Origin of the sequence: Gordonia sp. SID5947, assembly GCF_009862785.1 — a bacterium.
Taxonomy (GTDB): Bacteria; Actinomycetota; Actinomycetes; order Mycobacteriales; family Mycobacteriaceae; genus Gordonia.
This window is the reverse complement of sequence record NZ_WWHU01000001.1, coordinates 2,775,479-2,801,411: the sequence shown is the minus strand read 5'-3', so window position 1 is coordinate 2,801,411 and position 25,933 is coordinate 2,775,479. Positions and strand designations below refer to the sequence as shown.

Annotated in this window: 23 protein-coding genes and 3 pseudogenes; 12 read left to right on the top strand and 14 right to left on the bottom strand. The window is 67.2% G+C overall.

Annotated features, from left to right (window positions below; genetic code table 11):
- Nucleotides 1–294 precede the first annotated feature (294 nt).
- The 3 genes and pseudogenes from GTV32_RS24060 to GTV32_RS12945 all read right to left on the bottom strand — a co-directional run.
- A pseudogene (locus tag GTV32_RS24060) lies at nucleotides 295–2,379 on the bottom strand (DUF3367 domain-containing protein); the annotation flags it as partial.
- A gap of 92 nt (nucleotides 2,380–2,471) precedes the next feature.
- Nucleotides 2,472–2,672, bottom strand: coding sequence for a DUF2613 domain-containing protein (locus GTV32_RS12950; protein ID WP_161060666.1), 201 nt, complete (start codon nucleotides 2,670–2,672; stop codon nucleotides 2,472–2,474).
- 55 nt (nucleotides 2,673–2,727) lie between these two features.
- Entirely contained in the window at nucleotides 2,728–3,234 is a 507-nt protein-coding gene (locus GTV32_RS12945) for a universal stress protein (protein WP_161060665.1), read from the bottom strand.
- 77 nt (nucleotides 3,235–3,311) lie between these two features.
- Here GTV32_RS12945 and GTV32_RS12940 point away from each other — a divergent pair, with 77 nt between their 5' ends.
- From GTV32_RS12940 to GTV32_RS12930, 3 genes are all read left to right on the top strand, one after another.
- Nucleotides 3,312–4,469 carry a glycoside hydrolase family 3 protein gene (locus GTV32_RS12940; protein WP_237421537.1) on the top strand — a complete coding sequence of 386 codons (1,158 nt, stop codon included), beginning with the start codon at nucleotides 3,312–3,314 and terminating at the stop codon, nucleotides 4,467–4,469.
- A 74-nt stretch (nucleotides 4,470–4,543) separates the two neighbouring features.
- The gene (locus tag GTV32_RS12935) at nucleotides 4,544–5,164 is read left to right on the top strand and encodes a TetR/AcrR family transcriptional regulator (RefSeq protein WP_161060664.1); all 621 of its coding nucleotides are present in this window, start codon (nucleotides 4,544–4,546) and stop codon (nucleotides 5,162–5,164) included.
- 104 nt (nucleotides 5,165–5,268) lie between these two features.
- Nucleotides 5,269–5,880 (top strand): DedA family protein, encoded by a 612-nt coding sequence (locus tag GTV32_RS12930; RefSeq protein WP_161060663.1) that lies wholly within the window; start codon nucleotides 5,269–5,271, stop codon nucleotides 5,878–5,880.
- A 79-nt stretch (nucleotides 5,881–5,959) separates the two neighbouring features.
- Here GTV32_RS12930 and GTV32_RS12925 read toward each other — a convergent pair whose 3' ends face one another.
- Together GTV32_RS12925 and GTV32_RS12920 are read right to left on the bottom strand one after the other, a co-directional pair.
- The gene (locus GTV32_RS12925; RefSeq protein ID WP_161060662.1) at nucleotides 5,960–6,847 is read right to left on the bottom strand and encodes a MaoC/PaaZ C-terminal domain-containing protein; all 888 of its coding nucleotides are present in this window, start codon (nucleotides 6,845–6,847) and stop codon (nucleotides 5,960–5,962) included.
- Nucleotides 6,847–8,202, bottom strand: a complete 1,356-nt coding sequence (locus GTV32_RS12920; RefSeq protein ID WP_161060661.1) for a 3-oxoacyl-ACP reductase — start codon at nucleotides 8,200–8,202, stop codon at nucleotides 6,847–6,849. The genes GTV32_RS12925 and GTV32_RS12920 overlap by 1 nt, the downstream gene beginning before the upstream one ends.
- 146 nt (nucleotides 8,203–8,348) lie before the next feature.
- On the opposite strand from GTV32_RS12920, the gene GTV32_RS12915 reads away from it, so the two are divergent.
- From GTV32_RS12915 to GTV32_RS12905, 3 genes are all read left to right on the top strand, one after another.
- Entirely contained in the window at nucleotides 8,349–9,644 is a 1,296-nt protein-coding gene (locus tag GTV32_RS12915; protein ID WP_161060660.1) for an acetyl-CoA C-acetyltransferase, read from the top strand.
- A gap of 192 nt (nucleotides 9,645–9,836) precedes the next feature.
- A complete protein-coding gene (locus GTV32_RS12910; protein WP_202421785.1) occupies nucleotides 9,837–11,537 on the top strand; it encodes a VanW family protein in 1,701 nt (566 codons plus the stop codon).
- A gap of 81 nt (nucleotides 11,538–11,618) precedes the next feature.
- Nucleotides 11,619–12,395, top strand: coding sequence for an SDR family NAD(P)-dependent oxidoreductase (locus tag GTV32_RS12905; RefSeq protein WP_161060659.1), 777 nt, complete (start codon nucleotides 11,619–11,621; stop codon nucleotides 12,393–12,395).
- 120 nt (nucleotides 12,396–12,515) lie between these two features.
- Here the strand turns inward: GTV32_RS12905 and GTV32_RS12900 are convergent.
- Nucleotides 12,516–14,350 (bottom strand): annotated as a pseudogene (locus tag GTV32_RS12900) (acyl-CoA dehydrogenase).
- Nucleotides 14,351–14,425: 75 nt separating this feature from the next.
- Nucleotides 14,426–15,463: a DMT family transporter gene (locus GTV32_RS12895; RefSeq protein ID WP_161060658.1), complete on the bottom strand. Its 1,038-nt coding sequence runs from the start codon at nucleotides 15,461–15,463 to the stop codon at nucleotides 14,426–14,428.
- A gap of 36 nt (nucleotides 15,464–15,499) precedes the next feature.
- Here GTV32_RS12895 and GTV32_RS12890 point away from each other — a divergent pair, with 36 nt between their 5' ends.
- Nucleotides 15,500–16,081, top strand: coding sequence for a helix-turn-helix domain-containing protein (locus GTV32_RS12890; RefSeq protein WP_343287312.1), 582 nt, complete (start codon nucleotides 15,500–15,502; stop codon nucleotides 16,079–16,081).
- On the opposite strand, the gene GTV32_RS12885 is transcribed toward GTV32_RS12890, so the two are convergent.
- Together GTV32_RS12885 and GTV32_RS12880 are read right to left on the bottom strand one after the other, a co-directional pair.
- Complete coding sequence (locus GTV32_RS12885) at nucleotides 16,064–16,834, bottom strand: deoxyribonuclease IV (RefSeq protein ID WP_161060657.1); 771 nt, start codon at nucleotides 16,832–16,834, stop codon at nucleotides 16,064–16,066. The genes GTV32_RS12890 and GTV32_RS12885 overlap by 18 nt on opposite strands.
- 27 nt (nucleotides 16,835–16,861) lie before the next feature.
- On the bottom strand, nucleotides 16,862–17,077 hold the full coding sequence (locus GTV32_RS12880) for a hypothetical protein (RefSeq protein ID WP_161060656.1): 216 nt from the start codon (nucleotides 17,075–17,077) through the stop codon (nucleotides 16,862–16,864).
- A 347-nt stretch (nucleotides 17,078–17,424) separates the two neighbouring features.
- On the opposite strand from GTV32_RS12880, the pseudogene GTV32_RS12875 reads away from it, so the two are divergent.
- The 3 genes and pseudogenes from GTV32_RS12875 to GTV32_RS12865 all read left to right on the top strand — a co-directional run bounded on the left by GTV32_RS12875 (nucleotide 17,425) and on the right by GTV32_RS12865 (nucleotide 19,709).
- Nucleotides 17,425–18,515, top strand: a pseudogene (locus GTV32_RS12875) (phosphatase PAP2 family protein).
- A 10-nt stretch (nucleotides 18,516–18,525) separates the two neighbouring features.
- On the top strand, nucleotides 18,526–18,945 hold the full coding sequence (locus tag GTV32_RS12870; RefSeq protein ID WP_161060655.1) for a hypothetical protein: 420 nt from the start codon (nucleotides 18,526–18,528) through the stop codon (nucleotides 18,943–18,945).
- Between the two features lie 104 nt (nucleotides 18,946–19,049).
- Nucleotides 19,050–19,709, top strand: a complete 660-nt coding sequence (locus GTV32_RS12865; RefSeq protein ID WP_161060654.1) for a DUF305 domain-containing protein — start codon at nucleotides 19,050–19,052, stop codon at nucleotides 19,707–19,709.
- Between the two features lie 66 nt (nucleotides 19,710–19,775).
- Here GTV32_RS12865 and GTV32_RS12860 read toward each other — a convergent pair whose 3' ends face one another.
- Together GTV32_RS12860 and GTV32_RS12855 are read right to left on the bottom strand one after the other, a co-directional pair.
- Complete coding sequence (locus GTV32_RS12860; protein ID WP_161060653.1) at nucleotides 19,776–20,849, bottom strand: DUF4185 domain-containing protein; 1,074 nt, start codon at nucleotides 20,847–20,849, stop codon at nucleotides 19,776–19,778.
- A 52-nt stretch (nucleotides 20,850–20,901) separates the two neighbouring features.
- Nucleotides 20,902–21,780: an acyl-CoA thioesterase domain-containing protein gene (locus GTV32_RS12855; RefSeq protein ID WP_161060652.1), complete on the bottom strand. Its 879-nt coding sequence runs from the start codon at nucleotides 21,778–21,780 to the stop codon at nucleotides 20,902–20,904.
- Nucleotides 21,781–21,847: 67 nt separating this feature from the next.
- Between GTV32_RS12855 and GTV32_RS12850 the strand changes: the two genes are divergently transcribed.
- The gene (locus GTV32_RS12850) at nucleotides 21,848–22,417 is read left to right on the top strand and encodes a DUF308 domain-containing protein (protein ID WP_161060651.1); all 570 of its coding nucleotides are present in this window, start codon (nucleotides 21,848–21,850) and stop codon (nucleotides 22,415–22,417) included.
- 29 nt (nucleotides 22,418–22,446) lie between these two features.
- Here GTV32_RS12850 and GTV32_RS12845 read toward each other — a convergent pair whose 3' ends face one another.
- Both GTV32_RS12845 and GTV32_RS12840 read right to left on the bottom strand, forming a co-directional pair.
- A complete protein-coding gene (locus GTV32_RS12845) occupies nucleotides 22,447–23,040 on the bottom strand; it encodes a hypothetical protein (protein ID WP_161060650.1) in 594 nt (197 codons plus the stop codon).
- Nucleotides 23,041–23,168: 128 nt separating this feature from the next.
- The gene (locus GTV32_RS12840; protein WP_161060649.1) at nucleotides 23,169–23,879 is read right to left on the bottom strand and encodes a hypothetical protein; all 711 of its coding nucleotides are present in this window, start codon (nucleotides 23,877–23,879) and stop codon (nucleotides 23,169–23,171) included.
- A gap of 568 nt (nucleotides 23,880–24,447) precedes the next feature.
- Between GTV32_RS12840 and GTV32_RS12835 the strand changes: the two genes are divergently transcribed.
- Nucleotides 24,448–24,966 carry a DUF5709 domain-containing protein gene (locus tag GTV32_RS12835; RefSeq protein ID WP_161060648.1) on the top strand — a complete coding sequence of 173 codons (519 nt, stop codon included), beginning with the start codon at nucleotides 24,448–24,450 and terminating at the stop codon, nucleotides 24,964–24,966.
- A gap of 9 nt (nucleotides 24,967–24,975) precedes the next feature.
- Here GTV32_RS12835 and GTV32_RS12830 read toward each other — a convergent pair whose 3' ends face one another.
- Nucleotides 24,976–25,725, bottom strand: a complete 750-nt coding sequence (locus tag GTV32_RS12830) for a Clp protease N-terminal domain-containing protein (protein ID WP_237421536.1) — start codon at nucleotides 25,723–25,725, stop codon at nucleotides 24,976–24,978.
- Nucleotides 25,726–25,933 lie beyond the last annotated feature (208 nt).

Here is a 25,933-nt window from a genome sequence, read left to right as displayed (position 1 = left end):
CCCGAGCGCCTTGCTCGTGGTGATGCTCACCGCGAGGTCGGACCGTGGCCGGGTGAAGTCGAGTCGCATCCACCGGCCCACCGCGGAGTCGAGGCCGCTGCTCACCCAGGCCGTGTCGGGATCGCCGTCGAAGGCCGCGGCCGGGGCGTTGGCCGGTGAGGTCTGTCCGAGTTGCGTTGCATCCGAGGCAGATCCGGAGGTGGAGACCCTGATCTGGCCGGGCTGGTTGTCCAGGAGCCATTGGCCCTCCACGAGGGGCTGACCGTCGACCGGGTAGTCGGGTACGGCGTTCTGGGTGCGGCGCGGATCGCCCTGGGCGCGGATGGCCGAACTGTGGTCGTCGACCCGGCCGAAGTCGGTCTCCCGATCGGTGGGGGTATCGGTGACCAGCACTCCACGGTTGTCGGTGAGGCCCGCGCGGCGCGCATCGGCGTCGAGGACGGCCGGGCCCATCGGTGTGCGACCGGCGCGAGCACGCTGTTCCTGAACTGCGGCAAGTGCTTCCGGCCCGCCCGCGATCCGCGGCGCCGCGTCGGCGTCGACGAGGACGGGTCCGGTGCCGGGGAATCCGACAGGAGCATGGACCGCGTAGATCTGGACGGCCGGCAGGAGCGGGCGTAAACCGTTGTCGCGCACCACCCCGGGCACACTCGGCTGTCCGACGTCGTCGCCGAAGGTCGCGACGCGATCCAGTCCTGGGGAACTGTTGAGGGCCTGTTGGGCGACGAGTGGCCGTGCCGATCGGGAGGTGTCCGGATCGAGATCGGCGCGTAGCACCACATAGTTGATGCCCTGCTGGGCGAGGGTGGCGGCGATACCCGGGGAGCCGCGTCCGTCGGCGATGTCGCGCTGGACGGAGTCGAGTGCCCGGATCGCGCCCGGCGGGGTGAGCGGAATCGCATCTCGCACGGCCCACGGATCGTCGGCGAGTGGTTGCATCGGCTCGTCGCGGGTGAGGCCCCAGAGCTGGTCGGCAAACGGTGCACCGGGCACCACCAGGCTGCGTGCCGGTCCGGTGCTGCCGGGTGGACTGCCGTGCGCGGACAGCCATTTCGCGGCAGCGGACCAGTGGTCGGGGATGGCGCGGTAGGTGCCGGCCGGTGCCAGTTGTCCGGTCCAGATCAGCGAGCCCGCTCCGATGGCGGCGACCACCACGACGATGGCGGCGGCCACCGGGCGCGACCGTTGCGGGTGGGCGAAGGCCGCTGCCATCTCACGCAGGGAGACGGTGCCGGGCAACGGCACCCGGGCGAGAAGGTGGGCGGTGCCCAGGACCAGCGGGATGCGGATGAACGGTTCGAATTTGTGGATGTTGCGCAGCGGGGCGCCTGCTCCGTCGAGGAACACCCGCACCGGTTCGGCGATGGGGGAACCCAACTCCCCTGCGAAGCCGAGGCACATCAGCAGCAGCCCGATCACCAGCACGGAGACCAGTCGTCCACGGAACGGCATGTGCCGCATGCACAACCCGGCGAGGCCTGCGGCGGCCAGCACGCCGGTGGCCAAGACGGCGGCCGGCTGGTTCACCAGCACCGCACCGGCAACCCGTTCCGGCGACACGAACGGTGTCCATGAACTGGTGCCGCGCAACACCTCCGTCAGTGACGTCCATTCCGTGGTGACTCGCGACGACTCGATGAAGTCGAGGAACGGCGGACTCACCCGCGACAGGATGAGCAGGGGAATCACCCACCAGGCGCACGCCATGGCCATGCCGAGCATCCACCACGCACCGAAGCGCCACCAGCGTGCCCGGGTCACCGCAGACCGCGACGGTCGCCGCAACATCGGAGCGTGCAGGAGCCACCACACCACGGTGACGCCGAGCGCGGCGAGCGTCGCCACCGCGTTGACCGCGCCCATCAGCGCGACTGCCGCGGCAGATTGCAGGGCGGGTCGCCAGATCGGTCCGTCCTCGCGGTCCAGGACGCGGATCAGCGGGACCATCACCCATGGGGCCAGCACCATCGGCAACGTCTCCGAGGAGATCGAGCCGATGGTGGTCAGCACCCGTGGACTCAGGACGAAGATGATGCCGGCGATAACGCGCGAGCCGGGCGAGCCCACGCGCATGGCCTCGGCGAGTCGCACGATGCCCACGAAGCCGACGACGAGGAGCAGTGCCCACCACGTCCGCTGGACGATCCAGGGCGGGATGTGCACGAGGTCGCCGAGCGCGAAGAAGGCGCCGTGTGGGAAGAAGTAGCCGTAGGCCTGGTTCTGCACCTGACCCATCGGAGCGTTGGGGGTCCAGAGGTGGGCGGCGCGGCTCAGGAAGCCGATCGGATCGGCGGTGAGGTCGAGTTTGGTGTCCGCGGCGATCCGACCGGGGGATTGCAGGAACGAGACGAGGAACGCGCAGAGCGTGGCGACGGCGATGCCTCGCCTCGACAGCGTCCGGTCGAGCGCGGGATCGCGGATCCGTGCCGGGTCGGACCGATCGACCTCGGTGGTCAGGTCAGGCCCGAAGGTCAGTTGTCGGCCCCGGCATCGCCCCGGGTGCCGTAGTCGACCGAGCCCTGAACGAAACCGCTGTTGGGGTTGACGCTGTTGACGTCCGTCGACGGGCTCGTCTCGGTGGACAGGAATCCACCGAGGAACACGGCGCCGAGTCCCACCAGGATGCCGGCGACTCCGGCCACGGCTCCGGCGACGAGGCGGTTGTTGGTCATGGCGACGAAAATACCATTGACCACATAGGTCCCTGCTGAGTGCGGGGAAACTGCACTACAGGGTGACGGGCGGTTGTTTCTCGCATTGCGCGGGCACGATGAACACCGGACGGTGGCAGTGCTTGAGCACGGCCTCGGCCACGCTCGACCGCAACAGGGCCTTCAGTCCAGACGCACCGCGGGTGCCGGTGACCAGCAGATCCACGTCGAGGGCATCGGCGGCGGCGACCAGCGCGCCCCACACCGTCGACTCGACCTCCACCAACGATCCGTGAGCATCCATCCCGACCGAGATGGCGAGTTCGACGCCCGCCTTGTTGAGGGTTTCCGCCTCTGCCTCGAGTGCGTGGTCGACACCTGCCTCGAGTTGGGTGTCGAGAAAGGGCTGCATCCCGCCGGAGAGGGTGGACAGCCGTGCCGGCGACATCCCGCCGGGCTGCCACGCCGTCACCACGTGCGCCGTCCCGGCGCGGAGAAACTGTGCGGCGTAGCGAATCGCGCGATCGGCGTTCGGAGAGCCGTCGTAGGCGATCATCAGTGTCTGCTGGACACCCTGGTCCATGGGGTCAGATTACATGCCAGACTCGAGGCATGGGCTCATCTCAGCGAGGTCGACGAGTGCGTGGCGTACTGATTTTGATGACGATCGCCGCGGTGGTGATCGCGGCCGCCGGTTGTACGTCGGAGGAGTCATCTGATCTCGCCGGGAGTTCGACGTCGGCGTCGGCCGGTTCGTCGTCGTCCTCGCCGGTGTCGTCGAGCGGCGTCGCCGAGCCGGTATCTGCTTGTGGTACAGCGGAACTCAGCAAGATGACATTGCGGCAGAAGCTGGCGCAGATGCTCGTCGTCGGGGTGACCGGGACCGCCGATGCCCAGTCCATCGTCAACAAGGAGCAGGTGGGTGGCATCTTTGTCGGCAGCTGGACCGACCTGTCGATCCTGTCGAGCGGTGCTGCCTCCCGGATCTCCCGTAACAGCCGGATCCCGCTGATGGTCACCGTCGATCAGGAGGGCGGTCGCGTCTCGCGACTGTCCGCGCTGGGTATCGACAGCCCGTCGGCCCGCGAACTCGCACAGACGAAGACCCCCGCCCAGGTGCGCGAGCTGGCGCAGTCGACGGGGCGGCAGTTGCGGCAGCTCGGTGTCACCGTCAATTTCGCGCCCGATGCCGATGTGAGCGCCGAGGCCGACGACGAGGTGATCGGCGACCGGTCGTTCAGCAACGACCCGGCCGTGGTGACCGAGTACGCGGGTGCCTATGCCGCTGGTCTGCAGTCGGCCGGGATCACCCCGGTGTACAAGCACTTTCCCGGTCATGGCCATGGCTCGGGCGACTCGCATCTCGGCGTCGTGGTGACCCCGCCGTTGTCGTCGCTCGAGCGCAGTGACCTGGTGCCGTATCGCACACTGCTCAAGGATCCCGGCAACGCCGCGGTGATGGTCGGGCACCTGATCGTCCCGGGTCTGACCGGTCCGGAGACGCCTTCCAGTATCAGTCCGCGAGCGATCGGCATGCTGCGGACCGGGCAGCCCTATGGCGGCCCGCCCTTCAACGGCGTCGTCTTCTCCGACGACCTGTCCGGCATGGCGGCCATCAGTGCCCGCTATCCGATCGAGCAGGCGGTCCCGATGGCCATCAAGGCGGGGTCCGACGTCGCGCTGTGGCTGGCGACCGACCGTGTCGGTTCGGTACTCGACTCGCTCCAGCGTGAGGTCGCGGCCAAACGGCTCACCGTTGCCCGCGTGGACCGTTCGGTGGTGCGTATTCTCCGCTCGAAGGGCGTTCTCACCTGCTGAACTTACCGGCTGGTAAGTAATCCGGTAAGCTCTGAACACTCAAGTGCGTGATGTGTGGGTGTCGAGGAGGTCTGATGGCAGGCGGAACCAAACGGTTGCCGCGCGCGGTGCGGGAGCAACAGATGCTCGACGCCGCCGTCAAGGTCTTCTCCGAAAACGGCTTTCGCGAGGCGTCGATGGATTCGATCGCCGCGCAGGCCGAGATCAGCAAGCCGATGCTGTACCTCTATTACGGTTCGAAGGACGAGCTGTTCAGTGCGTGCATCGCGCGTGAGTCGGGCCGGTTCATCGACGCCATGAGCGTCGGGTTCGACCCATCGCTGCGCCAGCGCGAGCAGGCCCGCACCGTCGTCAAGGAGTTCCTGCGCTACGTCGACGAGAACCGTCAGTCGTGGAGGGTGCTCTACCGCGTCGCCGTCGGTACGGCGAGTTTCTCCCACTTCGTCTCCGACAGCCGTGCCCGCGTCACCGAGATGGTGACCGAGCTGATCCGTGCCGGCACCACCGTCGAGGGTGCCCGCGACATCGACTTCGAGCTCACCGCCGTCGCGCTGGTCGGCGCAGGGGAGGCCGTGGCCGACCGGATCACCGAGGGGGACGTCGACCTCGAGACGGCGACCGATCTGCTCGTCGGCATCACCTGGCGCGGTCTGAAGGGTGTCGGGACGGTCGACGCGGCGTCGGCTGCGGACTGACTCGAGCGCAAACACACGCAGAACTCCCACAAACACGCAATGCATCGCGTGTTTGTGGGAGTTCTGCGTGTTGGGAGCCCGACACCGCCCAGTACTCTCGACCAGTGCACATCATCGCCGACTGGCTCGTCGAGCTGGTGGAATCAGTGCCGTCGTGGGCTGTGTATCTGGTGGCGTGCGCGGTGGTCTACGCCGAGACCTCGACGCTCATCCTCGGTCTGATCCTGCCCAGCGAAGCCGTGTTGCTGGCGGGCGGTGTGGCCGCGGCCGTCGGGCCGACGTCGATCGGGGCCCTCGTGGTGGCGGTCTGCGTATCCGCGGTCGCCGGAGATCTCACCGGGTATCGGATCGGACGTAGTTCGGGACATCGGGTGAAGGCGTCACGAGCGGGCCGGCGATTCGGAGAACACCGATGGCAGCGCGCCGAGGATCGGATCGACCGCGACGGCATGGTGGCTGTCGCAACCGGCCGCTGGATCGGATATGTACGCACCCTCGTGCCACCGGTGGCCGGGATGACCCGGATGCGGCCGGCCAGATTCGTCGCGGCCGATCTCATCGGCGCCACCACCTGGGCGACCACCGTTTTACTCGTCGGCTACTTTGCCGGCGCAGCACTGGGCACCACGCTGTTGCTCTACGCGACGGTCGCGCTGGTGCTCGTCGCGGGGGGTTGGTACGTCTGGCGGAGGTGGCAGAGGCGCCGGCTCGCCTGACACCCACCCCGAAAACACAGAGAACTCCCACAAACACGGGAAGCATCGCGTGTTTGTGGGAGTTCTGCGTGCGTGAAGCTCAGGCGCCTCGGGTGGTCGCCGTCAGGTGCGGATAACCCTTGCGACGGTTGAGGATCGAGATGTCGAAACTGCCGGCTCCCTCGATCCGCCGCGTATAGAGGTTCACCTTGGACGGCAACAGGATGGGCTTGCCGAAACGGACCGTGTAGGTGACGTCGTCGGGGAGCTGGGCCTCGACATTCGCGACCGCCGCTGCGGCACTCCACATCCCGTGCGCGATGGCCTTCGGGAAGCCGAACGCCTTGGCCGTCAGGTTCCCCATGTGGATGGGGTTGCGGTCACCGGACGCCTCGGCGTACCGGCGGATGCGTCCGAGGTCGACGGCGAGCAGTGCGTCCGGAGGCGGCGGGGCCACCTCCTTGGGGGCCGGCCCGCGTGGCTCGTCGGACAGGCTTGTGCGCTGCTGCTTGAGGAACGTCGCCACCTGGGTGGTCACGAGTTCCGAACCGACGCTGACCCGCGAGATCATGTCGACCAGAAGGCCTTTGCGGTGCTCACGCAGATTCTCCGCATGCGTGTCGATGGTCAGCGGCTCGCCGACGCCGATCGGCCGGAGCCGATGGATGCTGTTCTCGACGTGCACCGAGCCGACCGCGCCGAACGGAAAGTCGTTGTCGGTCATGACCTTCATCGCCAGCGGGAACTGCAGGACGAACGGATACGTCACCGGGAGCGTCGATCCGAACCGTTGCCCCGTGACGCGGGTGTAGGCATGCAGCCGTTCCGGATCGACCCGGACGTCTTCCAATCGGTAGTGCCGCTCGGGGATCGTGGCATCGGCCCGCACCGTGGCCGGTTTGCCGATGACCGGGAGCATGGCTCCGACGGCCTTGGAGTAGACCTCCGCGGTGCCGGGAGCGTGCGGCAGAGTGATCGTCTTACCCATCACGCACCAAGGAATCCCTGGCCGCACACGCGGACCACGTTGCCGGTGATGGCGCTCGACGCCGGATTGGCGAAGTAGGCGACGGTCTCCGCGACGTCCACGGTCTGACCGCCCTGCTGCAGCGAACTCATCAGACGACCGGCCTCACGTGTGGCCACCGGGATCGCCGCGGTCATCTTGGTCTCGATGAACCCGGGCGCGACCGCGTTGATGGTGATGCCCTTCTCCGCGAGGATCGGCGCATATGTGTCGACCAGGCCGATCACGCCTGCCTTGGACGCGCCGTAGTTCGTCTGGCCGCGGTTGCCCGCGATGCCCGCGATGGACGACACGTCGACGACGGAACCGTTCTCACGCAGCGCGCCCTTCTCGAGCAGGTCGTCGACGAGCTTCTGCGGGGCGATCAGGTTGACGCCGATGACCGCGTCCCAGCGGGCGTCGTCCATGTTGGCCAGCAGCTTGTCGCGGGTGATGCCGGCATTGTTGACGATGATGTCGATGCCGCCGTGTCGCTCGAGCGCGTGTTCGGCGAGCTTGGCGCCGGCGTCGTCGGCGGTCACGTCGAGCGGGAACGCGGTGCCCTTGATCTTGTTGGCGGTCTCCGACAAGGCCTCGCCTGCCTGCGGCACGTCGGCGGCGATCACATGGGCGCCGTCACGGGCGAGCACCTCGGCGATGGTGGCGCCGATGCCACGCGCGGCTCCGGTCACCACGGCGACCTTGCCGGCGAGCGGGCGATCCCAGTCGGCGGGCGCCTTGGCGTCACCGGCACCGACCCGGATGACCTGCGCGTCCACGAATGCCGACTTGGCCGACAGCACGAAACGGGTGGTCGACTCGAGACCGGTGAGGCCGGTCTTGGCGTCGGGAGAGACGTAGACGAGCTGGACCGTCGCGCCCTTCTGCAGTTCCTTGCCCACCGACCGGGTGAAGCCCTCGAGCGCGCGCTGCGCGATGTGCTCGTTCGGCTCCTTCACCAGTTCGGGTGTGGTGCCGATGACCAGCAGTCGTGCGCACGGCGCCAGCGAGCGCATGTTCGGTTGGAAGAACTCGAACAGCTGCCGGAGCTCGCCCGGCGAGGTGATCCCGGTCGCATCGAAGACCAGGGCGCCGTACTTGTCGGCGCTACGACCGGTCGTCGCGTTCTGGATCACGTCGTAATCGGGCGAGGTGAGGATCTCGCGCAGCGGCTCGACGACACGGCCGGAACCGCCCAGCAAGACGGGGCCCGGCAGTGCAGGCTCGGACGGCTTGTACCGACGTAGGGTCGGCGGGACCGGCAGACCCGCCTGCTTGGCGATGAACGAACCGGGGGCGGAGTGGACGAAATTCGAGTACAGGCCAGTGGCTGCCACGGGAGGTCTCCTCAGGTTTTCTTCGGCAGGTCGGTCAGACGTGCGGTGCTGCGCGACGACGCTCGCGTGAGCGCCGTTCGACAACTAACTTACTCATGAGTAAGAATAGCTCATAGACACCGAACTACACCCCCTGGGAGATCGAAGTGGCTCAGACACCCAAGACCCGCAGCATGCGCCCGGTCGCGATCCTCGGCGGCAACCGCATCCCGTTCGCCCGCCAGGACAAGGCCTATGCCGAGGTCAGCAATCAAGAGATGTTCACCGCAGCCCTCGACGGGCTGGTCAGCCGCTTCAACCTGCAGGGCGAGCAGCTCGGAATGGTCGCAGGCGGTGCGGTTCTCAAGCATTCGCGCGACTTCAATCTCATCCGTGAATGCGTGCTCGGGTCGGCACTGTCGCCGTACACCCCGGCGTTCGACATCCAGCAGGCCTGCGGCACCGGTCTGCAGGCCATCGTGGCGGTGGGCGACGGTATCGCGTCGGGCCGCTATGACGTGGCCGTCGGCGGCGGCGTGGACACCACCTCGGACGCGCCGATCGGCGTCTCGGAGTCGATGCGACGTCAGATGTTGCAGGTCAATCGGGCCCGCAGCGCCAAGGATCAGGCCCTCGCCGCGCTCAAGCTGCTTCCGAAACTCGGCATCGAGATCCCGCGCAACGGCGAGCCGCGTACCGGTATGTCGATGGGTGAGCACGCCGCGATCACCGCGAAGGAGTTCGGCATCAAGCGTGCCGACCAGGATGCGCTGGCCGCGGCCAGCCACCAGAACATGGCGGCCGCCTACGACAGCGGGTTCTTCGACGACCTCATCACCCCGTTCCTGGGTCTCACCCGGGATCAGAATCTGCGTGGCGATTCCACCGCGGAGAAGCTCGCCAAACTCAAGCCGGTTTTCGGGGTCGCCCTCGGCGACGCGACGATGACCGCGGGCAATTCCACCCCGCTCACCGACGGCGCTTCGACGGTGCTGCTGTCGAGCGACGAGTGGGCGCAGGAGAAGGGCCTGCCCGTGCAGGCCTACCTCGTGGACAGCGAGAGTGCGGCCGTCGACTACGTCAACGGGCCCGACGGCCTGCTGATGGCACCGACCTACGCGGTGCCCCGTCTGCTGCAGCGCAACGGTCTGACGCTGCAGGACTTCGATTTCTACGAGATCCACGAGGCCTTCGCCTCGGTGGTGCTCGCCACCCTGGCCGCCTGGGAATCCGACGCGTACTGCAAGGAGCGCCTCGGCCTCGACAACGCGCTCGGTGCGATCGACCGCGCCAAACTCAACGTCCACGGCTCGTCGCTTGCCGCGGGACACCCGTTCGCGGCGACCGGCGGCCGGATCATCGCGCAGGCAGCCAAGACGATCAAGGAGAACGGCGGCGGTCGCGCGCTGGTCTCGATCTGCGCAGCCGGTGGTCAGGGCGTCACGGCCATCGTCGAAGGGTAGGTCCGAGGGGCTCGGACATCGATCCGGTCACGCTCGTCGAAAAAAATTCTCGGATCGGTGTAACGCCGCGGAAAGTAGCGTAGATATACGAGTAGCTCCGGCTGAGCTGCCAGACCCCCGACCCGGCAGCTCGGCCGGGGCGCCTACTTTTTTCGGCGCCCTTCGCCACCACCCTTTGGTCGTCGTCCACATATGGTTGTTGTCGTGAGCAGGTTTCCGGTCGCGCGTACCGCGGTGCGCATCGTGGTCGGCGTGCTCGCGGTCACCGGTGTGGTGCTCGCCACGGATCTTCTCCTGACCAAGGACACCACCGCGCGTGGTGCCGTGGTGGCCGGTTTGCCCGCGGGACATCTCGACCGCGACGAGGTCCAGGGGGTCATCGACGAACTGTCGGCCCGCACCACCGAGCCGGTCTGGCTACGGACGGCGTCGGGCACCGCGATGGTCGGCTCTGACTCTCTCGGGCTCACCTTCGATCCGGATGCGACCGTCGACCGGCTGATGGAACAGCCGAAGAATCCGTTCACGCGGCTGGCGGCCCTGGCCGGCATGTCGCACACGGTCGATCCGGTCGTGCACATCGATCGGGCGGCCCTCGACAGCACGCTCGACGAGCAGCAGCCCACGCTCGAGAAGGCGGCCGTCGAGGGTGGGGTCCGCTACGAGGGCGCCACTCCCGTCGAGGTCATGCCGGTCGCGGGCGAACGCGTCGCACGCGACGCCGCCGCGGACACCCTGGCCGAGAAGTGGCTCTACCGGCAACCGATCGACCTGCCGGTGGAAGATTTCGATCCGACGGTCTCCGCCGAAGTCGTCCGCGAGACGGCCGCCGGTCCTGCCAGGCGTGCTGTCGCGGGGCCACTCACGCTCAAGGGTTCCGGCAACGTGACGGTGCGCGTGGAGCCCGCACAGCTCGGCTCGATCCTGTCCTTCGGTCCCGACGGCCGGGGCGGACTGCGGCCGGTCATCGACCCGAAGAAGGGCGTGGCACTGCTCGGCCCCCGGTTGGCGGGCACCGAACGCAAACCCGTCGATGCGACGTTCTCGTTGCGGACGGGCAGTCCCACCGTCGTACCGTCCCGCGACGGGGCGACGGTCGACTGGACGAAGACCTTCGCCTCGATCGCGGCGGTGTCGACCGGCTCAGACCCGTCGGATGCACGGTCCGTCGAGGTCGCCTACAAGCCGGTCCCGCCACGTCTGTCCACGGCCGACGCCCGCAAACTCGGCGTCCGAGAAGTGGTCGGCGAGTTCACCACCTCGGGATTCACCAGCGCGTCGGGCGAGAACATCCGCCTCGTCGCCGAGGAGGTCGACGGCGCACTGGTCCTGCCGGGCAAGACGTTCTCGCTCAACACCTACACCGGTCCCCGCGGGACCGCGCAGGGCTACGTGACCTCGACGATCATCGACCACGGGCACGCGGCAAAAGCGGTGGGCGGAGGCATCTCGCAGTTCGCGACGACGCTCTACAACGCGTCGTACTTCGCCGGCCTCGAGGACGTCGACCACACAGAGCACTCCTATTACATCTCGCGGTACCCGGAGGCGCGCGAGGCGACCGTCTTCGAGGGCGCGATCGACCTCGTCTTCCGCAACAACACGCCGCACGGGGTCTACATCGAGACCAGCTGGACGCCGTCGGACGTGACGGTCCGGATGTGGAGCACCACCACCGTCGACGTGCAGTCGATCACCGGCAACCGCCACTCCTACACCGATCCGCCGCTGGTGAAACTGGCAAAGGGAGAAGACTGCATCGCCTCGAGCGGCAGCCGCGGGTTCACCACGTCGAATACCCGGGTGATCTCCGACGCGAAGACCGGTGCGGAGGTGCGCAGGCACACCCGCACCGTCAAATACGATCCCGCGCCCGAGGTCGCCTGCGTCTGACACCCGTGCCGGTGACGACCACCGAACAATCGCTCGGTGGTGGGTGTCGGCGATGCCATCCTGCGATGTAATCTCCACCTCGTGGATATCAATGGAGCAAGTGCAATTGTCACGGGTGGCGCGTCGGGTATCGGCGAAGCCGCGGTTCGCCAGCTGGCGGCCAAGGGGGCCAAGGTCGTCGTCGCCGACCTGCAGGCCGACAAGGGTGAGGCGCTGGCCAAGGAGGTCGGTGGCGCCTTCGTGCGTGTCGACGTCACCGACACCGCGCAGATCGAGGCGGCCGTCACCAAGGCCACCGAACTCGGCCCGCTGCGTGCCCTGGTGAACTCGGCAGGCATCGGCTGGGCCCAGCGCACCATCGGCAAGGACGGCGAATTCAGTTCGGCCCACGATCTCGACGCCTACAAGAAGGTCATCGCGATCAACCTGATCGGCACCTTCGACGCCGCTCGCCTGGCCGCAACCGCGATGAGCCGCAACGAGCCGCTGGAATCCGGTGAGCGTGGCGCCATCGTCAACATGGCCTCGGTCGCTGCGTTCGACGGCCAGATCGGCCAGGCCTCGTACTCGTCGTCCAAGGGCGGCGTCGTCGGCATGACCCTGCCGGTCGCGCGCGACCTGGCTGCGGTGGGCGTGCGCGTCAACACCATCGCGCCCGGTCTGATCGACACCCCGATCTACGGCGAGGGTGAGGCGTCGGAGGCCTTCAAGGCGAAGCTCGGTGAGTCCGTGCTCTTCCCGCATCGCCTGGGCAAGCCCGACGAGCTGGCGTCGATGGTCGTCGAGCTGATCACCAACTCGTACATGAACGCCGAGGTCATCCGCGTCGACGGCGGCATCCGGATGCCACCGAAGTAGGCGACTGGGTTCGTCTGTCCCGAAACGGGTTCGTCCCCCGGGTATCGCCAGATTCTCCACAAACGTACGGAGAGTTCGGCGATACCCGGGGGACGAACGGTTTCAGGGGAACGACGCGGATCAGAAGATCGCTTCGTCGACCTCCATGATGTCGGCGTCGATGTTCTCGACGGTGCCGCGGACGGCGGTCAGCATCGGGAGCATGGTCTTGGCGAAGAAGCTCGCGACGGCGACCTTGCCCTCGTAGAACGACTTGTCCTCATCGGAGGCGCCGGCGTCGAGGGCAGCCAGGGCCACCTCGGCCTGACGCAGCAGCAGCCAGCCGATCAGCAGGTCGCCCACCGACAGCAGGAAGCGCACCGAGCCGAGACCGACCTTGTAGAGCTCCTGCGGATTCTCCTGCGCGTTCATCAGGAAGCCGGTGAGGCTCGCGGCCATGGCCTGCACGTCGTCGACGGCGGTCTTCAGCAGGGCCCGTTCGGTCTTCAGGCGACCGTTGCCGCCCTCGGCGTCGAGGAACTTCTGGATCTCACCGGAGACATGTGCGAGGGCCTGGCCCTTGTCGCGGATGATCTTGCGGAAGAAGAAGTCCTGCGCCTGGATGGCCGTGGTGCCCTCGTAGAGGGAGTCGATCTTCGAGTCGCGGATGTACTGCTCGATCGGGTAGTCCTGCAGGAAGCCGGAGCCGCCGAGGGTCTGCAGCGACTCGTGGCCGAGGGTGCCGTAGGCGCGCTCGGAGCCGACGCCCTTGACGATCGGCAGCAGCAGGTCGTTGACCTTGTGTGCCATCTCCGCGTCGGCACCCGAGACGATCTGGGCGGCAACGGGATCCTGATGGGAAGCGGTGTAGAGGTAGATCGCGCGCAGACCCTCGGCGTAGGCCTTCTGGGTCATCAGCGAACGACGTACGTCCGGGTGGTGCGTGATGGTGACACGCGGTGCGGTCTTGTCGGTCATCTGGGTCAGATCCGCACCCTGCACGCGCTCCTTGGCGTAGTCCAGAGCGTTGAGGTAACCGGTCGACAGTGTGGAGATGGCCTTGGTGCCCACCATCATCCGCGCGTGCTCGATGACGTCGAACATCTGCGCGATGCCGTCGTGGACCTCGCCGACGAGCCAGCCGACGGCCGGTGTGCCGTGCTGGCCGAAGCTCAGCTCACAGGTGGCCGAGGCCTTGATGCCCATCTTGTGCTCGACGTTCGTGACGAAGACGCCGTTGCGCTCGCCCAGCTCGCCGGTCTCGTGGTCGAAGTGGAACTTCGGCACGAAGAACAGTGACAGTCCCTTGGTGCCCGGCTTCGCGCCCTCGGGGCGGGCCAGCACCAGGTGGAAGATGTTCTCGGTCATGTCCTGGTCGGCCGAGGTGATGAAGCGCTTCACACCGTCGATGTGCCAGGTACCGTCGTCCTGCTTGACGGCCTTCGTGCGTGCCGCGCCGACGTCGGAGCCTGCGTCCGGCTCGGTGAGCACCATCGTTGCGCCCCAGCCACGTTCGGAGCAGATCGCGGCCCACTTCTTCTGCTCGTCGGTGCCGTTGTCGAAGAAGATGTTGGCGAATCCCGAACCGGCGGCGTACATGAACACCGGGGGTTGGCGCCGAGGATCATCTCGCCGATCGCCCAGTACAGCGAACGCGGTGCGGGCAGGCCGCCGAGTTCCTCGGCGACACCGATCTTGTCCCAGCCGCCCTCGACGAGTGCGTTGTAGGACTTCTTGAAGCTCTCCGGGATGGCAACGGTGTGCGCGTCCGGATCGAACACCGGCGGATTGCGGTCGGCATCGGTGAACGACTCGGCGATCGGCCCCTCGGCCAGTGTCTTGACCTCGCGAAGCATGTCGACGGCCGTCTCGTGGTCGAGGTCGCCGAAGTCGCCCTCTTCGAGCACCCTGTCGAGGTCGAACATCTCGAAGAGGTTGAAGTGGAGGTCGCGCATGTTGCTCTTGTAATGGCCCATGAAAATTTCCTTCTCTGACAAGTCCGGGTGGGCTACGAGTCGTTCGGCGATCGCATAAGTTACTCGCCGGTAACCTCAGGATACCTCCGATTCGGCGCGCGAACCAACTCGATCGGGGTGTGGCCGGTGCTGACCGCTGTACGCAGGGTTTTCGCTCGCGCGACTCGGACGATCCGGACATTGTTCGCGCCGCTTGCCGACCCGTACGACGGTGATCGTGGCGCCCAGGGCGACCGTGAGGCCGACGATGGTCGTCGCCGTGAGCGGTTCGCCGAACATCGCGGCACCCCAGAGCGTGGTGACCGGGGGCATGAGGAACATCAACGCGTTGACCGAGGTCACGCCGAGCCGGTCCACGAGGATCCAGTACAGCCCGTATCCGCCGAGGGTGGACAGGCCGATGAGCCATCCGATCGCGACCCAGAATCCCGGTGCCGCCGGTGGCATCGCGGTGCCGTCGACCAGGCATATCGCCGTGAAGATGACCGCCGACGTGGTGCAGTGGATCGCGAGTGACTCGGTTCGGGACAGGGTGTTCGGCCCGCGTCGGTCGAGGAATGTCGCCGCCACCAGGCTCGCCATCCCGGCGAGGGGGATCAGGTAGGCCCACCAGGGCGCAGCCGTGGTCGACGCGGTGGCGTCCGTCCACGTCACGATCACCACGCCGATCGCGCCCACGGTGAGTCCGAACCACTGCCTGCCACTCGCCGCGGCTCCGAGGAGCGGCCCGGCGAGCACGGCCACCACCAGCGGTTGCACGCCGTCGATCAGCGCCGTGGTCCCGGTGCTGACTCCGAGTCCGATCGCCCAGTAGACGGTCAGGGTGTACCCGCACTGCGACAGTGCCCCCACGCCGATCTGCGTCATCGCGCCGCGACGAGTTCGGCGTGGGGCGGGAGAGCGGCGTGCCAGAAGGGCCGCGACGGCCGACAGGGCGAGCGCGACGGGTATGAACCGCCACATCAGCAGCGTGGTCGCCGGTGCGTCCGACGCTCCGAGCTTGGCCCCGATGAACCCCGACGACCAGGAGGCGACGAAGAGGATCGACAGGCCGGCACTCAGCCATGCCGAGGGCGCTGGTCTGGTTGGTATACCGATCGGTGAAGTTCGCATACGGCCGACCTTACCGATCGGTGTAGTGTCTGTCAGGTGACCACCACGATCGAATGGACGCCGAAGGCGCGGGCAATCCTGGACGCGGCGTCGGATCTCTTCTACGACCAGGGCATCCACGCCGTCGGCGTGGACGCGATCGCCGAGCGAGCCGGGGTCACCAAACGGACGCTCTACGACAGATTCGGGTCCAAGGAGCGACTCGTGGTGGAGTATCTGCGGGCCCGCGACGCGTTGTGGCGAGAGCTCCTGGCCGGTCGGCTGGCCGCGGCCGACGCCGGCGCGATCGCGCAGGTGTCCGCCGTCTTCGACGCGAGCCGGGACTGGGCCGCCGAACGAGGTGCCAAGGGCTGCAGCATGATCAATGCCCACGCGGAGATCAGTGATCCCGCGCATCCAGCCTACGCCGTCATCGTCGGGCAGAAGCAGTGGATGCTCGATCTCTTCACCCGGATCGCCGAGACGGCAGAGGTCAGAGCCCGCGATGTGGTGGCCGCGCGCCTGATGTTGCTGCACGAGGGGGCGCTCGTCACCGCCGGGATGGAGGTCGTCGAGGACGCGTTCGGCCAGGCGAAGACCGTGGCCGTCGAGCTGCTGCGGTCAGAGCGCGTCGCGTAGGTACTTCAGGTCGTCGGGGATGCCGTCGGCGGGCGTCTCCAGGATCACCGGCGCGCCCGCGGCCGCGGCGACCTCGGCGAGGATCGCGGGGTCGATGTGTCCATCGCCGAGATTCGCGTGCCGGTCCCGGCCGGAGTCGAACTCGTCGCGGGAGTTGTTGAGGTGCACCAGGTCGATACGTCCGGTGATGGCCTTGACCCGTTCCACGAGTCCGACGAGGTCCTCGCCGCCCGCCCACGCGTGGCAGGTGTCGAGGCAGAAGCCGGCCTGGTCGAAATCGCCGACCGACTCCCACAGACGGTCGATCGCCTCCAACGTGCGGGCCATTGCGTGATCGCCGCCGGCGGTGTTCTCGATCAGTATCGGCACGCCGAATCCACCCTTGTCGACCTGGCGGTCGAAGAGCTTGCGCCAGTTCGCGAATCCTTCTTTCGCATCCTCGCCGTCGCGGAGATGGCCACCGTGGACGACGAGACCGAAGGCGCCGAGTTCGGCCGCTGCCGTCGCCTGTTGCTCGACGGCCTTGCGAGAGGGCATCCGCAACCGGTTGTTCAGACTCGCGACGTTGATCTGGTAGCTCGAATGCACGACGACGTCGACGGCCGAATCGCGGATGGCCTCGGCGTCCGCACGGGGGACCGGCTTCTTCCACCCCTGCGGATCGGTGACGAACATCTGGAAGACGTCGATGCCGAGTTCGTTCGCGGTGGACAGCGGGTCGGTGTCCTCACGCAGATGTGCTCCGATGCGCATGCGTCAACGATAGAGGCCGGCGGCCGGTCAGTCTCCGACGGCCGGCACCGTCTCGATGGTGATCGGGACGCCGGTCGCGATGAGGAGCCGGCACGGTGCCGCCGTGCCGGGATAGAGGCTGAGCCATTCGTGGCCGCGGCTGCCCTCGGCGTACACGGAGTCCAGGGTGCGGTCGAGGCGTGCCTCGGCTTCTTTGGTGATGATGTAGCGCTGATCGCCGTATCGCAGGTAACGGTCGGGCACGGCGCTCCTCCCAGGTCGATGCGCATGTGATACCGATCACGATCCTAGGCGAAACCGGCGGCAACGACGGATGCACGGCGGTTTGCCGATCGCCAAACGCCCGATGGTCACTAGGCTGACAGCAAGTGAATACGCTGGGTGCCCCGGACGGGGGTGTGGGTGGGCAGGAATCTCGGGTGAGCATTGACGACGCGGTCGACGTCCCGAACTCGGACGATGATGCGGGATCGCCGGTTCGCCGTGGCGAGAACACGAAGTCGGCATCGGTGGACGAGCGGGCCGGCGTGACCGAATCGGACCGGGCCGGCGTCGAACCGGTGATCGACGACGTGGCCGCCGCCGCCGAGATGGACCCCGAACCCAGCAGTCGTCGGGATCTCACGATGGTGCGGCGGGTCGCGATCGCCGCCTGGGTCGTGTTCATGGTCGTCGAGATCGCCCTCAACGGTCTGGCGTTCGACCGCACGCAACTGATCGTCCTGCTCTGTCTGGGCATGCTGGCCGCCACCATCGGCCGGCGCAAGGCGATCAGCGTGATCATCGACTGGCTGCCGTTCGCGTTGATCCTCGTGCTCTACGACTGGACCCGTGACGTCGCACGGATCGTCGACATGCCGACGCAGTGGCATCTGGCTCCCGACATCGACCACGCGATGTTCGGTGTCAACCCCACGGTCTGGCTCCAGGAACACCTGAAGGGCGCGTCGCCGCCGTGGTGGGAAGTCATCACCAGCGTCGTCTACATGTCGTATTTCATCGTTCCCTATGCTGCGGCGGCCGTCCTCTGGCTGCGTGACCGCTCGGCGTGGCGGCGTTATGCGGCGTGTTTCGTGGCGACGACGTTCCTCGCCCTGGTCGGCTACACGCTGGTTCCCGCCGCACCGCCGTGGGCGGCCGCCCGGTGTACCGCCGAGCAGGTGATCGATCATCCGCGTGAGCCGATGTGTATGGCGAACGAGGGACAAGCCCCGGGTGGCGGCATTCTCGGGACGTCACGCCGACCCAGCCCGGTGCCGCGCCGTATGTGGAGCGCATCTCCGCACGCGGCTGGAACGTCCTGAACATCCACGCGGCCTCGACGCTCGTGGAGGTGGGGCAGGGCAAGGCCAACCTGGTCGCCGCGATCCCGTCGCTGCACGCTGGTCTCACGATGCTGCTGGCGCTGTTCATGTGGCCGCGGGTGAAGGCGCTGGGCAAGACACTCTTCATGGGCTACGCGCTGGCGATGGCCTTCACGCTGGTCTACACCGCCGAGCACTATGTCTTCGACATCCTGTTGGGCTGGGGACTCGCGGCGTTCGTGATCGTCGTCGCGAATGTGGTCGACAAGTACTGGCTGATGCCCCGGAAGCAGCGACGTGACGCGGACCAGGCCCGGCCCGACGACCACGACGAGGTGGAGGTCGGGACCGAACCCGATCCGGCGGCGCCCCGGTAGGCTCGTCGTCGTGTCGATCGCCCGTCTCCGTCAGCTGCCTCGCAGCGCATCAGGGGCCGGTCTGCTGCTGACCATCGCGATGGCGATCGTTCTCATGCACACGGTGGTCGCCCACTGCGCGACCGGCGGTGAGCATTCGTCTTCGGCCGCCGGCCATCCGCAGCCCTCGACGGTCGTGCAGTCGGCGCAGCACGAGATCCTCGACGACACGTCGATGAGCGGGACCGACTGTGGGTTGCACCAGCACGCGTGCGTCTTCGTCCGCGCCGGTGATCCGGACGTCATCGTCCTGGCCGTCCTGGTGCTGGCGTGGGGTTTCCCCATCCCGCCGCTGTTGCGTTCGGTCCGCGGGCGACTGCGGCTCCGCGCGGGCCGGCCACCTCCCTGGGCGGTGCTGACACATCTGCAATTGCAGGTGATCCGCTGCTGATCGGCATTCGCCGGACCATCGGTCCGGAGGCCGATCCATGCCGCTTGCGCGCGTCCGCCGGACGTCGCGCAGGTCGGATTCACACTCTTGCAGAGGATTTTTCGATGAAACGACAGACAACCGCATGCTCGATCCTGATCGCCACGGCCCTTCTCGGGGCGTGTTCCACCGACGCCGACGACCCGGCCCCGACGTCGATGACCCCGATGTCGATGACCCCGACGTCGATGACCTCGGCGTCCGTATCGAGTGCGCCGGTCGCCGGATCGGCCGCCGCCGGGTCGGAGGCGATGTCGCACAACGATGCAGACGTCGCGTTCAACCAGATGATGATCCCGCATCATCAGCAGGCGGTCGCGATGGCCGAGCTCGTCGACGAACGCACCACGACGCCTGCCGTGCGTTCCCTCGCCGAGCGGATCGCGGGGGCTCAGCAGCCCGAGATCGATCAGATGACCGCCCGTCTGGGTTCGTGGGGCGTGCCCGCCGAGCCGGCGGAGTCGGGTGGGCACGGCGGCCACGGCGGGCACTCGATGTCGGGCATGATGACCGACGACGAGATGGCTGCGCTCGCCGCCGCGCGCGGAACGGACTTCGACCGGTTGTGGCTCGACGGGATGATCCGCCATCACGAGGGTGCGGTCGAGATGGCCGATGACGAGCTCGCTCGTGGGATCGACGGTCCGTCGCGCGATCTCGCCCAGCAGATCAAAGCCGCTCAGCAAGCGGAGATCGACGAGATGAAGCAGCTGCTCGGGCAGTGAGCCGGCCGGTCTGGTGCCCCTGCCACAGTGCGGGGCACCAGACCGTGGCGGTTCGCCCGCCCGGTGTCAGGGCTTGTTCAGCGGAAGCCGCATCAGATAGACCTGATATCCGGTGTAGATCGAGTACGTGAAGTAGAGCGAGCTGCCCTTCGACCACGGATGGATGAAGGGCGCGTACCCGGAGTACGGGTCGTTGGCCGGCACCACGACCTCACCGGAGGTCCACGGACCCCACGGATTGTCGGCGGTCCTCAGCACCACCCCGTTGTCCTTGGTGCCCAGCGAGATGTACTTGCCGAGGTAGTCGTTCCAGGCGACCGACAGCTCGCCGGTCGGCGCACTCATCACCGGCGTAGCCGAACCGGGGTTGTTCTTCACCCATTTGCCCCACGAGAAGTACTCGTACTTGCCGAGGTGCTCGATGTCCTTCTCGTTCACACGTGCCAGGTAGACCGAGCCCCAGCGTCCGTCGGGGGTTCCGTAGGTGTAGACCGTGTCGCCCACCTTGAGGTAGGCCGCCATCTGGAACTTGTGGTTGCCTCCGCCGTTGGGCCGGAATGCGTTGACCGCTTTCCAGTTCTGGCCGTTGTCGGACGAGGCCGCGAGCCCTGACCAGTTGGTGAACCAGATCCCGGGAGGTCCCCAGTGCTTCACCGACATGACATTCATGTACTGCTTGCCGTTCGCCGCGATGCCCGCGGTCGGGATGATGGTGACCTCGCGACGCAGGTCCGGCTTCAGCAGGCGTTTGGCGTGGCCCGGGCGTCCCGCGTGGCCCGTGAACGTCATGCCGTCGGAGAGGTTCCGGTCGGTGCTGCGCAGCAGCACGTTGGACCGCCAGTACCAGAGCTGACCGTAGAGCAGCGACCAACCGTTGAACGATTGCGTGTCGCCGAAGGCGGTCATGATCTCACCGCGGCCGTTGTCCCACATCACGCCGAGATCGGTGCCGACGATGTTGTACCGGCCGACCGTGTCGTTGATCGATCCGGGCCCGGTCAGACGTGCGACCACCTTGCCGTTGCCCGCCGCGACGGGGAATGCCTCCGCGGATGGTGTGGTCGCCACGCTCACAGTCAGAGTCGTCGCGAGGGTGGAAACCGCGAAAACCGTTCTCCATCGTCCTAGACGCCGCATCATGAGCGAGACCCTATCAAGACCTGATAGTGATCGGAGTGCGACATAAGGAACGTCAGCCCTCGGCGTACCTTTCGCCGGGCTTCACCGAGGTGAAATCAATGGTCGCGGCGGTATTCTCCACGCCTGTCACCATCCCGACCCCGAACTGGCCGTCGACGTCGTAGAGATTGGCGGTACTCGTCGATATCCCGTCGGTTTCCAGGTGGGTGGCCGCCTCCACCCCGATCCGTGTCCCGACCGGCAGCCGGGAGAGCGCGACGGTGAGATCGCAGTTGATGAACGCGATACCCGCGGTGCCCCAGTTGCAGATCAGGCTGGTCGACTCGCCGCTGATCACCGCGCGTTCGAACGGTGTGGGGTCCTCTCCGACGACGGTGGAGACCGCTCGGGTCCACAGCCATTTACGCCGGGCGTCCTGGTGGGCGCCCATGTCCCGGCTCCACACGATCTCGCCGCCGTGCTCTGAAGTGGTGCCGTACCACGGGATGTGGTCGTCCAGATCGGTCTCGGGCGGCCGGAACCGGGTCGCGTCGGCGGGACGGCTCCAGCGTTCTCCCGGCGGATCGGTGCTCTCCCGCACGAACACGGTGGTACTCCGCGCGACGATGACCTCTTTGCCGTCGACCACCTGGACGATGTCGACCTCGGCGACCTTGATCCTGCCGCCGTCCCGGATCAGGCGCCCCCGGGTGACGGTGACGGTGTCCCTGGCCACCTTGAACAGTTCGATGGTGAAACGCGCCGTGCGAAATCCGGTCGTCGCGAATTCGTCCTCGGCGGCGCGGGCGGCGAGCGCACACACCGCAGGTCCGTTCAACGTCGACGGCGCCCAGAGGCTGGCCGCATAGCGGGTGGGGACGAATCCGCGAGATTCTTCTCCATCGGAATCGACCGCCCCGGATTCGGGAGAGAAGAATGCGACCAGCGACACTGTGTTTCCCTTCTGTTCGGCGGGTGATTGTGGTGTCGCACCCTCCGAGACGTACTAATCTGCCTCCATGACAATTGCAGATTACGCAAAGCAGATTCCGAACGAATTGGTGAATGCCGTTCGCTCGATGATGATCGCGACGTCGATCGTCGGAATCGTCTTGGGAATCATCGCGCTCATCTGGCCGGGCGCGACCCTGCTCGTGATCGGTGTGCTCTTCGGGATCTCGTTGATCGTGGCCGGATTGTTCCGCATCTACACCGCGTTCGCGGCCAACCTGCTCTCAGGCGGCTGGCGGTTCGTTCTCGGTCTGGTCGGCGTGCTGATCCTGGCGGCGGGCATCATCGCGTTGTTCAATCCCGAGGAGTCGCTGGTGTTCCTGGCGATCTTCATCGGCATCGGGTGGATCTTCCAGGGCGTCGCGGATCTGGCCCACGCCGTCGCCGGCTCGGTGCACACACCGCGGTGGCTGCTGGTGCTCTCGGGCGTCGTCGCGATCATCGCCGGCATCGTGATGATGGCGATCCCCGGCCTCGCGCTGGCCACCTTCCTGTGGGTGGCGGCGATCATGCTCATCGTGGTCAGTGTGGTCACGTTGTTCACCCTGCCGAAGAAGATCGAGGATCCGGCGCTCTGAGCCGCAGTCGGTCTCGCCGTCGCGGATTCTCAGGCGATGGCGAGACCGTCGAACGTCACCGATGCGCGCGCCGACTCGACGTTCGCCGGCAACTCGTCGACGAGCCGGTTGATCATCACCAGGACGTCGTGGCTGTGGTTCAGTCGCGCGCTGTCGATGAGTGCGCTGTCGGTGAGCGTGTGGTCGGCGCTGATCATCGACAGCGGGTCCGCCTCGGTGCGGTGAGCGACGGCCGCCGCGAGTAGCCGGCGGGCCTGATCCGGGTCGGCGTCCCAGACGGCGTCGGCGGTGGTCAGGTAGAGGCGGACCGCGGGCGGGTAGTCGTGCAGGTTGACCAGTGCCCAGGCCCAGTGCTTGGCCACGTCGACGGTGTCGGTCTGCGCCGGGCCGTGGGTCCGCACGTACTTCCCGTGCAGCTCTCGGCACAACGGTGTGGAGTCCTCCCAGAGGTGCAGCTGTGACATGCACCGGACACAGTCGTGCAGATTCGACAGGTACTTGATGGAGTACGGGCCCTCGCGTCGGGACCGGATCTCGCGCAGGACCGAGAATTCGGCCAGGGCATGGGTGTATTCGCCCGCCGAGAGCAGGGCCTCGGCCTCGTCCTGCATCTCCTCGATCATTCCCCGATTGTCCCGGATATCGGCCGGCAGCGGGTGATTTCGTCGAAAGATCTGATCTCCCGACGACGACCCGGCCGCCGCCCGAGAAGGGCGACGGCCGGGTCGGTGTCGGCGTGCGGACGCCGAGATCAGTACTGCTGATTCGGCGGGTAGGGCGGCGGTGCCTGCGAACCGGCAACGCCGGCGGGCGCGATCTGCCCGCCGGTGAAGAACCGGTAGGCGTAGGTGCTCGCGATGATGGTCACCGGGATCGAGACCAGCAGCCCGACGAGGCAGAGGATGGCGCCGACGATGTTCAGGCCGATGCTGGCCAGGGCAAGCAGGAACAGCGGGCCGGCGTTCTTGCTGATCACCGAGAAGCTCGCCTTGATACCCGCGATAGGGTCCAGGTCGCGATCCACCACGAAGGTCAGCGACCAGTAGGCGAGGAACGCGAAGATGATGCCCGGGATGATCAACAGGATCAGGCCGATGTAGGTACCGATCGCCACGAGCAGAGCGGTGATGATGACCGGCCCGAAATTGAGGCGGAAGAAGTTCCCGATCGCCGGCTTGTTGCCGTCGACCTCATCGAGCGCTCCGCGGACGAACGCGCCCTGGAACACATAGCCGACGATCGCACTGATGATGCCGAACAGCAGATTGATCCAGAGGACCCGGCCGTAGTCGGACGACACGTTGCCGATCCAGCCGATCACGCCCGAGACGACCAGCGCGATCAGGATCGTCAGGATCCACGGGAGCGCGTTCTCCTTGAAGCGATTCCAGCCGTAGCTGATCGCATCGCCGACCGAGAACTGGGACGCGGGCGATGCGCCGTAACCCGCGGCTCCGGGCACCGTGCCATACGCACCACCCGGGGGCGGTCCGTAGCCACCGGGCGGGGGTCCGTAACCACCCTGGGGCGGGCCATATCCGCCCGGCTGTCCACCGGGCGGGGGCGGAGGCGGAGGCGGATAGCTGCCTCCGGGAGGCGGATAGTCACCACCGGGCGGCGGATATCCCGCTCCGGGCGGGGGTGCGCTGGGCGGGGGAGATCCCGGCGGCGGGTACGAACCGGGCGGCGGATAGTTGCCACCCGCGGGAGGTGGCGGGTTCGATCCGGGCGGCGGGTACGAGGGCGGCGGGTACGAGGGAGGAGGCGGGTTGCCCGCGGCGGGTTCCGGGGTCTGCCCGGGTACCCGACGCCGTCTTCGGGCTCGGGATTGCCGGGATTGCGTGGATCGGGCGGTGTGGTCATGGCACGGAGGATACGGAACTCCGGCCGCGGACCACGGTCTTTCCGCGTTGCCGCGGCGTGTCAGTGGCGAGAATGCTTCGGACGCTCGACGCCGCCCCGACGGGTCGTGGTACCGACCCGGCGACGATTGGTCGTCCCGGTGGATCCCGTCCGCCGGGACTGGCATCGTGAAGGTCGTGAGTGACATCGGCAGCACCCCGGAAGGTTCCGACGGCGAATACAGCCTCGACGACGACGATCAGCTCCAGCCCGAGGACACCCTCGACGACCGGGGGGTCGACGACGTCCTCGACGAGGGTTACTCGCCGCCGGATCATCGCCCGAGCGGCGCACGGCGAGGGCTGACCGCTCAGGAACAGCGTGACGGCGAGACGCTCGACGAGCGACTGTCCGAGGAGGAGCCCGACGTCGGTGCGGTGGATCCGCTCGACGACATCGAAAAAGACTGGCGTTCACACGCATCCGACCGCGACGACGCCTACGACGAGAGTGATCAGGCGGGCGGGGGCCGGGCCGGACGGTTGATCGCGCCCGACGAGGGCACCGGCGTCGACGACGAGCAGGAGTCCGTCGCCACCGACGCCGGCATCGACGGGGCGGGCGCCTCGGCCGAAGAGGCCGCCGTGCACTACATCGACGTGGACACCGTCGAGGACTCCGAGGAGGACGACGGAGACCGCGACTGACGTCGACGCCTATTTCGTGAACTGGGCGAGGGTTTCGCGGATGAACGTTCGCGCCGCGTCGATCTCCACACCGAGCGAGTCGAGGGTGGCCGCCACGGGCGGGTCCGTGAACAGGGCCAGCAGGAGATGCTCGGTGCCGACGTAGTTGTGCCCCATCTCCATCGCGATGCCGACCGTCCTCTCGAGGACCGCCTTGGATCGATCATCGAAGGGCACAAGTGATTTCTTGTCGTCGCTCCCGTCGTCGGCGCCACCGTCGGCGCCACCGGTCGCCCGGGGTCCCGGCGTGCATGCCTCGGCCAGCGCCGTCAGGTCCACGCCCTGGGCGCGCAGGGTCAGGTCGGCCACCGACTCCGGCGCCACCGCGAGGCCGCGGGCGAGATGTTCGGGGGTGACGGACTCGCTGTACTCGCCGATGGCGAGGTTGTTGGCCTCGGCGATCACGTTGCGTGCTCGAGGGGTGAAGCGCCCGAAGGGGTTCGGCTCCTCGGACAGCGGTGCGCCCGGGGTGCGCGGTACGAATCGTTTCTGTGCGGCCTGCTTGCTGACGCCCATGCTCGACCCGATCTCGGTCCACGACGCGCCCGCGCGTCGGGCCTGGTCGACGAAATGGCCGATCAGGTGATCGGCCACCTCGCCGAGATGTTCGGCGGTGACCACCGCATTCGCGAGTTGGTCGAGTGGATTGTCGTGCACGGTCCGGATGGCCGCGATCAGGTCGTCGAGACGGACGTTCTTCATCATGACGGGCTCAGGCATGCGTCAACACTAGGTTGACGCCGAGCGGGCGTCAACCCTTGGTTGACCTGAGTTCGCCGGCGCGTCTCGGGCTGTGCGGATTGTCGGTGGGATGTGATGCGATGGCTCGTGGCCCCGAGGCGATTCGTTGACAGCGGTACCGACCGTGGGAACGATGGAGGCTCGAAGGTTGCCCGTCCGTCCCGACCACGTGCCAGGTCACACAGAA